This is a genomic window from Streptomyces cavernae, assembly GCF_004023625.1.
GTDB lineage: Bacteria > Actinomycetota > Actinomycetes > Streptomycetales > Streptomycetaceae > Streptomyces > Streptomyces cavernae.
Genome location: NZ_RPDJ01000020.1, coordinates 75,330 through 88,706 on the forward strand (window position 1 = coordinate 75,330; position 13,377 = coordinate 88,706).

At 72.3% G+C, this 13,377-nt stretch carries 6 protein-coding genes; 2 read left to right on the top strand and 4 right to left on the bottom strand.

The window, feature by feature from the left end; all coding sequences use genetic code 11:
- Positions 1-6 precede the first annotated feature (6 nt).
- The 3 genes from EF387_RS28895 to EF387_RS28905 form a co-directional block, all read right to left on the bottom strand.
- Positions 7-3,552, bottom strand: a complete 3,546-nt coding sequence (locus tag EF387_RS28895; protein WP_128379563.1) for an ATP-dependent DNA helicase — start codon at positions 3,550-3,552, stop codon at positions 7-9.
- Positions 3,553-3,588: 36 nt separating this feature from the next.
- Positions 3,589-6,996: an ATP-dependent helicase gene (locus EF387_RS28900; RefSeq protein WP_128379564.1), complete on the bottom strand. Its 3,408-nt coding sequence runs from the start codon at positions 6,994-6,996 to the stop codon at positions 3,589-3,591.
- Positions 6,997-7,292: 296 nt separating this feature from the next.
- Positions 7,293-7,658, bottom strand: a complete 366-nt coding sequence (locus tag EF387_RS28905; protein ID WP_162467232.1) for an MGMT family protein — start codon at positions 7,656-7,658, stop codon at positions 7,293-7,295.
- 197 nt (positions 7,659-7,855) lie between these two features.
- Between EF387_RS28905 and EF387_RS28910 the strand changes: the two genes are divergently transcribed.
- On the top strand, positions 7,856-10,711 hold the full coding sequence (locus EF387_RS28910) for a lysylphosphatidylglycerol synthase transmembrane domain-containing protein (protein ID WP_128379566.1): 2,856 nt from the start codon (positions 7,856-7,858) through the stop codon (positions 10,709-10,711).
- A gap of 164 nt (positions 10,712-10,875) precedes the next feature.
- The gene (locus EF387_RS28915) at positions 10,876-12,420 is read left to right on the top strand and encodes an alpha/beta hydrolase (protein WP_128379567.1); all 1,545 of its coding nucleotides are present in this window, start codon (positions 10,876-10,878) and stop codon (positions 12,418-12,420) included.
- Between the two features lie 362 nt (positions 12,421-12,782).
- On the opposite strand, the gene EF387_RS28920 is transcribed toward EF387_RS28915, so the two are convergent.
- Positions 12,783-13,280, bottom strand: coding sequence for an Lrp/AsnC family transcriptional regulator (locus tag EF387_RS28920; protein WP_238431758.1), 498 nt, complete (start codon positions 13,278-13,280; stop codon positions 12,783-12,785).
- Between the last annotated feature and the right edge of the window lie 97 nt (positions 13,281-13,377).

The following is a 13,377-nucleotide window of genomic DNA, read 5'->3' on the forward strand; positions in this document are numbered from 1 at the left end:
TCCGTCTCAGCCGCCCTCTGTGGCGTCCCCGCCGGACGGTTCCTCGACCGGTTCCCCGGAGATTTCTCCGGACGGTTCACCCAGGAGCAGCCGCTCCAGCGCCGCCCGGTCCGGCAGCCCTTCGGGGCGCACGATCTCGCCGCTGCGCACGTACAGGAAGGCCGCCGTCACGGACTCCGGGGGCACGCCCTGCTGCTCGGCCCAGGCGAGCCGGTAGAGGGCGAGCTGCAGCGGGTCGGCGGTGCGCTCCCGGCCGGTCTTCCAGTCGACGATCTCGTACGTGTCCCCGTCCCGGTAGACGGCGTCGATGCGGCCACGGACGACCCGCCCGGCGATCGCGAGCTGGAAGGGCGCCTCCACGCGGTAGGGCGTGCGGTGGGCGTACGCACTGCGTTCGAAGGCCTCCTTGAGGGCTTCGAGGTCTTGTTCGTCGGCGATCTCGGCCTCGCTGCCGGGCAGTTCCTCGGGCTCCAGCATGGGCAGCCGCAGTTCCTCGAAGCGGGCCTCGGCCCAGGCGTGGAAGCGGGTGCCGCGGCGGGCACCGGGCTGCGGCGGGCGCGGCATGGGGCGTGCCAGCTCCCGTGCGAAGCCTTCCGGGTCCGCCGCCAGCCGCATCACCTCGGTGGCGGTCAGCGAAGCCGGCAGGAGTACGTCGGTGACGCTCTCGCGGGCGCGCAGGAGCTCCCCCGTGAGCGCGTCGAGGTCGCGGTCCCAGGAGGCGAGGGTGCGGGTCTCCTCAGGGGTGAGGCGGGGCTCGGCGGAGTGGGAGCGGGCGTGGGGGATCCGCACCTGCGCCGCCGGTGCCGGCGCTGCTCCCGCCGGGTGGTCCGTCGTCCAGCTGTCCCAGTCGGAGTCGTCCCGCTCGGAGTCGTCCCGCTCGGAGTCGTCCCCTTCGGGGTCGTCCCGGTCCCCGAAATCGCCGTCCTCGTAGGGGGGTTCTTCGTCGTAGGGCGGCTCGTCGTCCTCCGGTGGGGGCGGCCACTCGGGGTCCTCGTACGAGGCCGGCTCGTCCACCGGGTCCGGGCGGGTGTCGGCCTGGGAAACGACTTGGGAGGCGGCCTGTTCGAGGTGGGCGAGGACCGTGGCGGCGGCGGCGCGCCGGCGGGCGAGCGCGGTGCCGTCCAGCGGCAGCGGCCAGGCGTGTTCGGCTCGCGCCCCGGTCAGGGCCGGGTTCTCCTCGCCCTCGGCGGGTTCGTCCGCCCAGGCCTCGATCTCGCCGTGTCCGGCGGCGCAGTGCTCGTAGAGGGCGAGCAGGAACTCCGAGGGGCCGCGGGGGCGCTTCTGCGACGGTCCCCACCAGTGGCCGGAGCCGAGCAGCAGGGACCGGGGGCGGGTGAAGGTGACGTAGCCGAGGCGGAGTTCCTCGGTGTGCTGGTGGTCCTTCATCGCCTCGTGGAAGGCCTTCATGGCCTTGGCGTTCCAGGCGTCGACGTCGGGCAGGGTGGCGGCGTCGCCGCGCAGTGCGTGGGGCAGGACCTTGCCCTGCGCGGTCCACTTCTCGCGTCCCTGGCTGCTGGGGAAGGTGCCGTTGACGAGGCCGGGGACGGCGACGACGTCCCACTCCAGGCCCTTGGACTTGTGCGCGGTGAGCACCTTGACGGTGTTCTCGCCGCCCGGCAGGGCGTTGTCGAGGCCCTTCTCGTACTGGGCGGCGGTGCGCAGGAAGGCGAGGAAGGCGAGCAGGGTCGCCTCGCCGTCGTTGGCGGCGAAGGATGCGGCGATGTCGAGGAAGTTCGACAGGGTCTCGCGGCGGCGGGCTGCCAGGGCGTGCGGGGACGCGGACAGTTCCACCTCCAGGCCGGTGACGGCGAGCACCCGGTGCAGTACGTCCATCAGCGGGTCGGCGAGCGAGCGGCGCAGGTCGCGCAGTTCGGTGGCGAGCCGTGCGAAGCGCACGCGCGCGTCGGCCGAGAACGGCAGCCCGTCGTCGTCCCCTTCGAGGGGTGTCTCCAGGAACGTGTCCAGCGCGTCGGCGAGCGATATCACCTCGGAGGGATCGACGCCCTCGACGGCCTCGGCGAGACGGCGGTCGGGGTCGTCGTCGTCCGCTCCGCGCGCGTGGCGGACGAGCAGCCGGGCGCGCCGTCCCAGGAGGGCGAGGTCGCGGGCGCCGATGCGCCAGCGCGGGCCGGTGAGCAGCCGCACCAGTGAGGCGTTGGCGCCCGGGTCCTGGAGTACCTCGCAGACGGCGACGAGGTCGGCGACCTCCGGCAGGTGCAGCAGCCCGGACAGGCCCACGACCTCGACGGGGATGTCACGTGCGACGAGTGCGCCCTGAATCTCGGCGAAGTCGGTCGCGGTGCGGCACAGGACCGCGATCTCACCGGGTGCCGTCCCGGTGCGCACCAGGTGGGCGATGGAGTCGGCGATCCAGGCCGTCTCCTCGGCGTGGGTGCGCAGCAGCGCGCAGCGGACCATGCCGTCGTGTTCCGCTCCGGGCGCGGGCCGCAGGGCCTCCACTCCCTCGTGGAGGGCGCGCAGGGGTTCCGCGAGGCCGTTGGCGAGGTCCAGGAGCCGGCCGCCGCTGCGGCGGTTCTCACTGAGCGCCTGGCGGGTCGCCGGCCGGCCGTCGGCGTGCGCGAAGTGCTCGGGGAAGTCGTCCAGGTTGGCGACGGAGGCGCCGCGCCAGCCGTAGATGGCCTGGCAGGGGTCGCCGACGGCGGTCACCGGATGGCCGGTTCCGTCGCCGAAGAGTCCTGCGAGCAGGATGCGCTGGGCCACCGAGGTGTCCTGGTACTCGTCCAGCAGCACCGCCCGGAACTCGTCCCTGAGGATGCGGCCGACTTCCGGGCGGGTGCGGGCGAGGGTCGCGGAGAGGGCGATCTGGTCACCGAAGTCGATGAGGTCGCGGTCCCGTTTGGCGGTCCTGTAGTGGCCGACCAGTTGGGCGAGTTCGCGCCGGGCGGCGGCGGCCTCGGGGACCTTGCGCAGATCGGCGTTGGTCAGCCGGGCGCCGTCGAGGGCGCGCAGCAGCTCACCGTCGTGGGCGCGGAGTTCCTCCGGCTGCACGAGGTGTTCGGACAGTTCGGAGTCGAGGGCGAGGAGGTCGCTGACCAGGTCCGGGAAGGACCGGGTGAGCGCCGGGTAGGGGCCGGGCGCCTCCCGCAGTACGCGCGCGGCGAGTTGGTAGCGGGTGGCGTCGGCCAGGAGACGGGCGGTCGGCTCCAGTCCGATGCGCAGCCCGTGGTCGGTCAGCAGACGGCCCGCGAAGGCGTGGTAGGTGGAGATGACCGGTTCGCCCGGCGGGTTGTCCGGGTCGATGACGTCGGGGTCGGTGACGCCCGCCTTGACGAGTGCCTTGCGTACGCGCTCGGCCAGTTCTCCCGCGGCCTTGTTGGTGAAGGTCAGGCCCAGGACCTGCTCGGGGGCGACCCGGCCGGTGCCGACCAGCCACACCACGCGGGCAGCCATCACCGTGGTCTTGCCCGAGCCGGCTCCGGCCACGATCACCTGGGGGGCGGGCGGCGCGATGATGCAGCGCATCTGCTCCCTGGTGAACGGGATCTCGAGGAGTTCCTTGAGCTGTTCGGGGTCGGTGATACGGGCGGGCACGTCTCAGAGGCTAACGGCGAGCACTGACAACGCGTGTCACTCGACCACATGCCGGCCCTCGGGCCGCGCGCTGCACGACGCGCGGAACGCGCAGTGGGTGCAGTGCTGTCCGGCCGTCGGCGAGAAGCGTTCGTCGAGGACCTTGCCGGCGGCGGTGGCCAGCAGTTCGCCGACCCACTGCCCCTCCTCCCCGTCCCGCCCGGTCAAGGGTTGCTGTGCCTGCACCTTGGGAAGGGTCTCGCCGCCGTCCTTGCGGGCGGCTCCCTGACGGAGGTGCACGAGTTCCGCGCCGCCCGGCTCGGGGCGCACCCCGTCGAAGTGTTCGTCGACGGCCCCCTCGCGGACGGCGAGTTGGTAGACCGCGAGCTGCGGGTGGTGGAGGACCTCGGCGGAACTCGGCGCCTGCTTGCCCGTCTTGAAGTCGACCACGTAGGCGCGGCCTTCGCGGTCCGCCTCCACCCGGTCCATGGAGCCCCGGATGCGTACTTCGTAGGGGCCCGCTTCCAGGGTGACGTCGAAGTCGTGCTCGCTGGCCACCGGGGTGCGGCCGGCGCGGACGCCGCCCGAGTCGACGTGCCAGGTGAGGAAGCGTTCGAGCGCCACGCGCGCGTGCTCCTTCTCCTGCGCGGACTTCCACGGCGCGTCGAACGCGAGGGCGTTCCACACGGAGTCGAGGCGCTCCATGAGGACGTCGAGGTCGGCGGGGGTGCGGCCGGAGGCGACCTCGTCGGCCAGGACGTGCACCACGTTGCCGAAGCCCTGGGCGGCGGTGGCGGGGGCGTCGGCCTTCACCTCGCGGCCCAGGAACCACTGCAGGGCGCAGGTGTTGGCGAGTTGGTCGAGGGCACTGCCGGAGAGCACGACGGGCCGGTCGCGGTCGCGCAGCGGCACCTTGCTCTCGGTCGGCTCGTACATGCCCCACCAGCGGTACGGGTGCGCCGACGGCACGAGAGGGCGGCCGTCCTCGTCGACGAGGGCGGCCAGCCGGGCCAGGCGGTGGGCCGCGGCCTCCCTGAGGGCGTCGGAGACCCGCGGGTCGACGGTCGTGGCCCGCAGTTCGGCGACGAGCGCGGCGACCGACAGGGGGCGGCGGGGGCGGCCTGTGACGTCCTTGGGTTCGACGCCGAGTTCGGTGAGGAACCGCGAGGGCTGGTCTCCGTCGTCGGCGGGGGCCTTCACGGCGGTGACGACCAGCCGTTCACGCGCGCGCGTGGCGGCCACGTAGAACAGGCGCCGTTCCTCGGCCAGCAGTGCGCCGGGCGTGAGCGGTTCGGCGAGGCCGTCGCGGCCGATGCGGTCCGCTTCCAGGAGGGAGCCGCGGCGGCGCAGATCGGGCCACAGGCCCTCCTGCACGCCCGCCACGACGACCAGGCGCCACTGCAGGCCCTTGGATCGGTGTGCGGTCATCAGCCGGACCGCGGCGGGGCGCACCGCCCGTCCGGCGAGGGTGTCCGCGGCGATGTCCTCGGCCTGAAGTTCGGCGAGGAAGTTGAGGGCGCCGCGGCCGCCGGTGCGTTCCTCGGCACGGGCCGCGGTCGCGAACAGCGCGCAGACGGCGTCGAGGTCGCGGTCGGCGTTGCGGCCCGCCGCGCCGCCGCGCCGCGCCGCCCATTCCAGGCGCCGGGGCCACGGGGTGCCGTCCCACAGCTCCCACAGCGCCTCCTCGGCGGTCCCGCCGTCGACGAGCCGCTGCCGTGCCCTGCGCAGCAGCGCGCCCAGGCGCTGGGCGCCGCGGGCGTACGTGGGGTCGTGCGCCACGAGCCGCTCCGGCTCGGCGAGGGCGCGCGCCAGCAACTCGTCCGAGGGCGGCGGCAGATGGTTGCCGGCGGCCCGCTCCTCCTCACGCAGCGCGCGCCCGAGCCGCCGCAGGTCGGCGGCGTCCATGCCGGCGAGCGGGGAGGCGAGCAGGGTGAGCGCGGTCTCGGTGTCGAGCCAGGGGCGCTGCGGTGTGGCCGTGTCGGGTTCTCCGGATGCGGCGGCTCCGGGTTCGCCGGTCGGGGCGGGCTCGGAGCCGCCGGCCCCCTCGACCACCGCGGCGTCCGTTTCCGAGGCCACCGCCCGCGCCACCGCCTTGAGGGCCGTGAGCAGCGGTGCTACCGCCGGTTCGTGACGGAGCGGCAGGTCGTCGCCGTCGATGTCCAGCGGTACGCCCGCCGCCGTGAGCGCCCGGCGGACCGTGGGGATGGTGCGGGAACCCGCGCGCACCAGGACCGCCATCTCGCCCCAGGGGATGCCGTCCTCCAGATGGGCTCGGCGCAGGATGTCCGCGATGTTGTCGAGCTCCGTGCCCGCCGTCGGGTACGTGTAGACCTCGACGCGCCCCCCGTCCCGTACCGGCACCAGGTCGCGGTGGGCCCGCACCTTCTCCGCCGGGAGGCGGGTCAGGGGCATGCGTTGGGTCAGCAGGCGGGTGGCCGTCAGCAGGGCCGCGCCCGACCGGCGGGAGGTCTTGAGGACCTCGACCGGGGCGGGACGGCCGTCCGCGCGCGGGAAGGCGTACGGGAACTCCAGGATGCCACCCACGTCGGCGCCCCGGAAGGCGTAGATCGACTGGTCGGGGTCTCCGAACGCGACGAGCGTGCGGCCGCCTCCGGCGAGCGCGTGCAGCAGCCGGACCTGCGCCGGGTCCGTGTCCTGGTACTCGTCCACGAACACGGCGTCGTACTGCGCGGCGAGTCGCTCGGCGACCTGGGGGCGCCGGGCCAGCAGCACCGCGCGGTGTACGAGTTCCGCGTAGTCGAGCACTCCTTGGAGGTCGAGTACGTCTAGGTACTCGGCGAGGAACGCCGCCGCCGCCGTCCAGTCGGGGCGGCCGATACGCCGTGCGAAGTCCGCGAGGGCTCCGGGCCCCAGTCCCAGCTCCCGGCTGCGGGCCAGCACCGCGCGCACCTCGTCGGCGAAGCCCCGGGTGGTCAGGCAGGCGCGCAGCTCATCCGGCCAGCGCACGTGCGCGAGACCGAGTCGCTCCAGGTCGGGCTGGCCGGCGAGCAGCTCGCGCACCGCGACGTCCTGCTCGGGGCCGGACAGCAACCGCAGCGGTTCGACGAACAGGCCGCTGTCCTGGTGGGCGCGGACCAGGGCGTAACAGAATGAGTGAAAAGTGGTCGCTCTGGGGGCGCGTGCCGCGCCGACACGCATCGCCATCCGGTCGCGCAGCTCCATCGCGGCCTTGCGGCTGAACGTCAGCACGAGGACCCGTTCCGGGTCCCCGCCACGGGCGATGTGCGCGGCCACCGATTCGACCAGTGTGGTCGTCTTGCCGGTGCCCGGACCTGCGAGAACCAGCAGCGGACCGGTCCGGTGGTCAACCACGGCGCGCTGCCGGGCGTCCAGTAGAGGAGGATCCACCTGCACCGGCGGGGTACGCACCAGTCGGTACGCGCCACGGGCCCCCTGCCGTGCCTGGGGGTGCGGCGGGCGCCTGGTGGAGGAAGAGGAGCTCACGTGGTTCGCCGGTCCTGGTGCTTGTGCAATCTGTCGCTGTCGGCGCGGAGCGCCGTGGTCGATAGGTCGTGTGACGGGTCGGTGGACCATCGCCTGTGGACGGCGGGGGTCACGTGGTGAGGGGGACACGCGCCGTTGACGCTACGCCCGCGGATGCGGCGGAAGCAGGGCTTCCCCTTGTTCCCTCGCATCCCATGCGCCCCTCCGCTCACGAAAGTACGGCATGTCGCCGAACCGTCTCACCTCCCCCTTCCGGCCCGTCAGTCCCTCCGCGGGCCTCGGGATGGCGGAAGCTGTCAAGTGTGACCGTCCGCGCGCTCGCCGCCGTCCCATCTCGCCCGCTTCATGTCGATGCGGGGCAGATGCCCCTCGGTCGCGCGTCCGGCCTCCCTGAGAGGGGTGCCCTCCGCGCGGTACTGCTCCAGCGCCCGGAGTTCGTGCCCGGGGAGCAGCACGCCGTCCGCGCGGACGACACGCCACCAGGCGACCGCGCCCCCGTAGAGCGCCATCACGCGCCCGACCTGGCGCGGACCGCCCTCCTCGAGCCACTCGGCGACGTCCCCGTAGGTCATCACACGCCCCGGAGGGATCAGCTCCGCGACATCGAGGACCCGTTCCGCGTATTCCGGCAGGGCGTCCGCCGGAAGGCTCTCCTCGCTCATCCGCCCCATCCTGCCGTACCCCACCGACAGCGGGCCGGGCTCGCCCGGCGCCCCGCAGCGAGGCCAGTGCACCGCCCCGCAGGGGCGCTTGGGGCAGACTTTGCGCGCCCGCATCGCACCCTGATGCCTCCCTGCGCCGACGGCGCATGCCACCATCGTGCGGGCGGTGACTGGTGATACGAGACCAAGAAGAGACGATGAAGCAACGGGGCGTGCACCCTGAAGACGCGGAGGGCACCTCTGACGCCTCGTCGCGCCCGGGCACCGGCGACACCCGCTTCGAGAAGGGCCAGAACCGCCTGAAGAAGGGCGAATCCCAGGTGGACGAGGGCAAGCCCGGTTCCGCGAGGGACGGGTCCGACCGCGCGAAGGGCCACGGGCCCGACCGAACGGCCCAGGACGCCCACGCCGACGAGTTCGAAGGCGACGACACCGACGACACCGAGGACACGGAGGTGGAGGGCGACGAGGTCGAGGGCGACGAACCACTGCTCGCCGCGCGCGTGCACCGCCCCTCCGACCTGATGCGTCTCCTCGTGGGCGCCCTGGGGATCATCCTGGTGCTCGGGATCGCCGCGTTCGCGCACGGCACCACCTCGGGCCTCGAACAGGACATCAACAAGGGCACCGGCCAGGCACCCGATCTGCTGATCAAGATCGCGGCCCTGGCGTCGAGCATCGCGATCCTCCTGGTTCCGGTCGCCTTCGCCATCGAACGGCTGATCAAGCGGGACGGGCTGCGCATCGCCGACGGCGTCCTCGCCGCGGTCCTTGCGCACGGGGTGACGCTCGCCACGGACCTGTGGGTCGCCAGGGCCGCCCCGGACTCCATCCAGGAGGCGCTCACCCAGCCCTCCCCCAGTGACGTCCAAGCGCTCACCGACCCGGTGCACGGCTATCTCGCACCGGTCATCGCCTATATGACCGCGGTCGGCATGTCCCGAAGGCCGCGCTGGCGCGCGGTCCTGTGGATCGTGCTGCTGCTCGACGCGTTCTCCATGCTGGTCACCGGCTACACGACACCGTTCTCGATCATCCTGACGGTGCTGATCGGGTGGACCGTGGCCTACGGCACGCTGTACGCGGTCGGCTCGCCCAACGTCCGCCCCACCGGACGGACGCTGATGGCGGGCCTGCGGCATGTCGGCTTCCGCCCGGTGAGCGCCACCCGCGAGGAGGCACCGGACACCGAGAACGGCGACCGCGGCCGGCGCTACTTCGTCACCCTGGAGGACGGTCCGCCGCTCGACGTCACCGTCGTCGACCGCGAACAGCAGGCTCAGGGGTTCTTCTACCGGGTGTGGCGGCGGCTGACCCTGCGCGGCATCACCACGCGCAGCAGCATCCAGTCGCTGCGTCAGGCGCTGGAGCAGGAGGCACTGCTCGCCTACGCGGCCATCGCGGCCGGCGCCAACGCTCCCAAGCTGATCGCGACCTCGGAACTCGGACCGGACGCCGTGATGCTCGTCTACGAGCACATCGGCGGACACACCCTGGACTCACTGGAGGACGAGCAGATCACCGACGAACTGCTGCGCGACACCTGGCACCAGGTGCAGGCGCTGCAGTCCCGGCGCATCGCGCACCGCAGGCTGGCGGGTGACGCGATTCTGGTGGATCGTTCCGGCACGGTGTTCCTCACCGATCTGCGCGGCGGGGAGATCGCCGCCGGCGATCTGGTGTTGCGCATGGACATCGCCCAGCTGGTGACCACGCTGGGTCTGCGGGTCGGCGCGGAGCGCGCCGTGGCCTCCGCGGTCGGTGTGCTCGGCCCGGACGCGGTCGCGGACTGTCTGCCGCTGCTGCAGCCCATCGCGCTGACGCGCTCCACGCGCGCGACCCTGCGCCGGCTCGCCCGCGAGCGGGCGCAGCGCCAGCGCGAGGCGGTCCTGGAGGCGGCCCAGCACAACAGGCAGACCGCGGACGAGGGGGCCGCCCCCGGATCCGTTCCCGACACGCCCGACAAGCCCGACAAGAAGGTTGCCCGCGCCGAGAAGCAGGCCGAGAAGCGGGCGATCGAAGAGGCACTGGAAGGGGCTCGCGAGGAGGATCTGCTCACCCAGATCCGCCACCAGGTGCTGCTGATCCGACCGCAGGCGCCCGTGGAACCGGCCCGTCTGGAACGCATCCGGCCACGCACCCTGATCAGTTTCATCGCCGGCGCGATCGGCGCCTACTTCCTGCTGTCGCAGCTCACCCACATCGAGTTCGGCACGCTCTTCGCCAACGCCCAGTGGGGCTGGGTCGCCGCGGCCGTCCTGTTCTCGGCTCTGAGCTATGTCGCCGCCGCGATGAGCCTGCTCGGGTTCGTGCCCGAGCGGGTGCCGTTCCTGCGGACCGTGGCAGCGCAGGTCGCCGGGTCGTTCGTGAAGATCGTGGCGCCCGCCGCGGTCGGCGGCGTCGCCCTGAACACGCGCTTCCTCCAGCGCGCGGGCGTCCGGCCGGGGCTCGCCGTCGCCAGTGTGGGCGCCTCGCAGTTGTTCGGGCTGGGCTGCCACATCCTGATGCTGCTCGCCTTCGGCTATCTGACGGGCACGGAGAAGACGCCGTCGCTGTCGCCGTCCCGTACGGTCATCGCGGGCCTGCTGACGGTCGCGGTGCTGGTGCTGGTGGTGACCTCGGTGCCGTTCCTGCGGAAATTCGTCGTCACGCGCGTGCGCTCGCTCTTCGCGGGTGTCGTACCGCGCATGCTCGACGTGCTGCAGCGGCCCCAGAAGCTCATCACCGGCATCGGCGGCATGCTCCTGCTGACCGCCTGCTTCGTGATGTGCCTGGACGCCTCGATCCGGGCCTTCGGCGACGAGTCCACCAACCTGAGCCTGGCCAGTGTCGCCGTGGTCTTCCTCGCGGGCAACGCGCTGGGCTCCGCGGCGCCGACCCCGGGCGGCGTGGGCGCCGTCGAGGCGACCCTCACCGTCGGTCTCATCGCCGTCGGGCTGCCCAAGGAGGTCGCGGCGCCCGCGGTGCTGCTGTACCGGCTGCTGACGCTGTGGCTGCCCGTGCTGCCGGGCTGGCTGGCTTTCAACCAGCTGACGCGCAAGGGTGCGCTGTAGGCGCGGGGGTAGGCGCGCGTACGCGGGTAGGTGCGCGTGTAGGCGAGCAGGTAGACGCGTGCGAGGTGCGCTGTGGGCGCGGGTGAGTGCGCTGAGCCCGTCTGGGTACCTCGTACGCCCCGCGCGCCGAGCGCCCCGCCGTACCCGCCTCCAGGATGAAGAACATGCCGAACGCCCTCCGGCTGCGCGCCGGCATCCTGACCGTCGTCGCCGTGCTGCTGGCCTCTGCGCTGGCCGGCTGCGGCGACGACGCAGGAGGCGGGGACCTGTCGGAGCAGAAGCTCAGCTGGAAGGACTGCCCCGCGCCCTCGGAGGAGGAGGGCGGCGGGGAACCACCGTCACCGCTGCCGGGCGGTGCCAAGTGGCAGTGCGCCACCATGAAGACGCCGCTGGACTGGGACGATCCCGACGGGGAGACGATCGGCCTGGCACTGATCCGCGCGCGGGCGAACGGCGCGGACGACCAGCGCATCGGTTCGCTCATCTTCAACTTCGGGGGCCCCGGCGGCTCCGGCGTCGCCACCCTGCCCGCGTTCGGCGCCGACTACGCGACCCTGCGCACCCGCTACGACCTGGTGAGCTTCGACCCGCGCGGGGTGGGTCGCAGCGCGCCCGTGGAGTGCGAGGACGACGCGCGGCTCGACGCGTACTTCCAGCAGGACACGACCCCCGACGACGCCACCGAGCGGAGGAACTACCTGGACACCACGAAGGCCTTCAACGCGGCCTGCGAACGGCGCTCCCGGAAGATGCTCCCGCACGTCGGCACCACCGACGCGGCGCGCGACATGGATCTCATGCGCCAGGTGCTCGGCGACGACAAGCTGTACTACTTCGGGATCTCGTACGGCACGGAACTGGGGGGCGTGTACGCGCACCTGTTCCCGAAGAAGGTGGGACGGGCCGTGTTCGACGCGGTCGTCGACCCGACCCAGAACCCGGAGCAGGGCTCGCTCGGGCAGGCCAGGGGCTTCCAGCGGGCGCTGGACAACTATGCCGAGGGGTGCGCGTCGCAGGTCGAGACGTGTCCTGTCGGCGACACCGCACAGGACGTCAAGGACCGCATAGCCCGATTCCTCGCGGATCTCGACGCGAGGCCCATCCCGGGCATCTTCCCGCGCCGGCTCACCCAGGGCGCCGCCACCACCGGCATCGCCCAGGCTCTGTACTCCAAGGACTTCTGGCCGTATCTCACCGACGGCCTCGAGCAGGCGTACGCGGGTGACGGCACGACCCTGATGCTGCTGTCCGACTCGCTGAACGGACGCAACGAGGACGGCCAGTACAGCAACCTCGTCCCCGCGAATGTCTCCATCAACTGCGCGGACGACAAGCCGCGCTACACCACCGCCGACGTGGAACGCAGCCTTCCGCGGTTCCGGGCGGTCTCGCCGCTGTTCGGCGACTTCCTCGCATGGGGCCTGGTGAGCTGCACGGACTGGGCGGTGCCCGGTGCCGCGAACCACCCCGACGTTAGCGCGCCCGGCGCGGCGCCGATCCTGGTCGTCGGCAACACCGGCGACCCCGCGACGCCGTACGAGGGCGCACGGAAAATGGTGCGGGCGCTGGGCCCGGGTGTCGGGGTGGAGCTGACGTACCGGGGCCAGGGGCATGGCGCGTACGGCAGCGGGAGCAGGTGCGTGCGCCGGGCCGTGGACGGCTATCTGCTGGGCGGGCAGATCCCGGCGTCGGGGACCGTCTGCACTTAGGGGTCCTTGCACTATGAGCGTCCGATCAGGTCGCGTGATCTGGTGCCGTGCATCGCAAGGCACCTAAGAGCCCTCGATGGGGGCCCCGCTCGAGCGGAGTCGAGAGTGGGGGAGGAGCCACGTGGGCGTTTCGGCGGTTCGGCGATGGGGGTGCCCCCTGCTCGAGCGCAGCCGAGAGCTTGGGGGAGCGGTGCCAGACCACGCGACCCGGGCGGGCATAGTGCAAGGACCCCTTAGGGCTTGCCGGGAAATAACTTGCGTGCTCCAGGTCTTGACACCGCAGCTCAGGAGCGATGCTCGCCGACGAATTATTTATCGGCGAGCCCTTAGGAGGGCCTGTCTGGGGTTGTGACCGCATGAGGTCACCGGGTTGGGCGGTGCGGACCTGTCTCGGGGCCGGCGTGACGCTCCAGCAGGGAGCGGACGCTGAAGGGCTGCACCTCGAGCAGGACGATGGTGGTGTTGGACCGGACAACCCCAGGTGCTTCCAGCAACAGGTTCGTGATGCGGTGCAGGTCCTCGGTGTCCCGGGCGACAACGCGGGCGAGCAGGTCGCCGTCGCCGGTGGTGACGAGCAACTCGACGACCTCGGGAATGCGCAGGATCGCCTCCCTGGTGGGCTTCCCCACGCGCTGGCTGATCGACATCGTGATGAGGGCCATCAGCGGATAGCCGAGACCCGCGGGTGCCACGCGCCGGCTGTGCTCCCTGAGCTGACCGCTTTCTTCGAGTCGCTTCAGACGTGCCTGCACGGTGTTACGGGCCAGACCGAGTCGGTCGGCCAGGGCAACCGTCGTGGCCCGTGGGTCCTCGTCGAGCGCCAGGAGGATCCGGGCATCGAGGGCGTCGACGTTTCGCATGATGCTCAGTATGACACAGCACGGGCGCGCCACATTAAGCATTCTGCTCATATATCTTGCTGTATATTGCGCATTCCGATGCACCTTTCTACGTTCT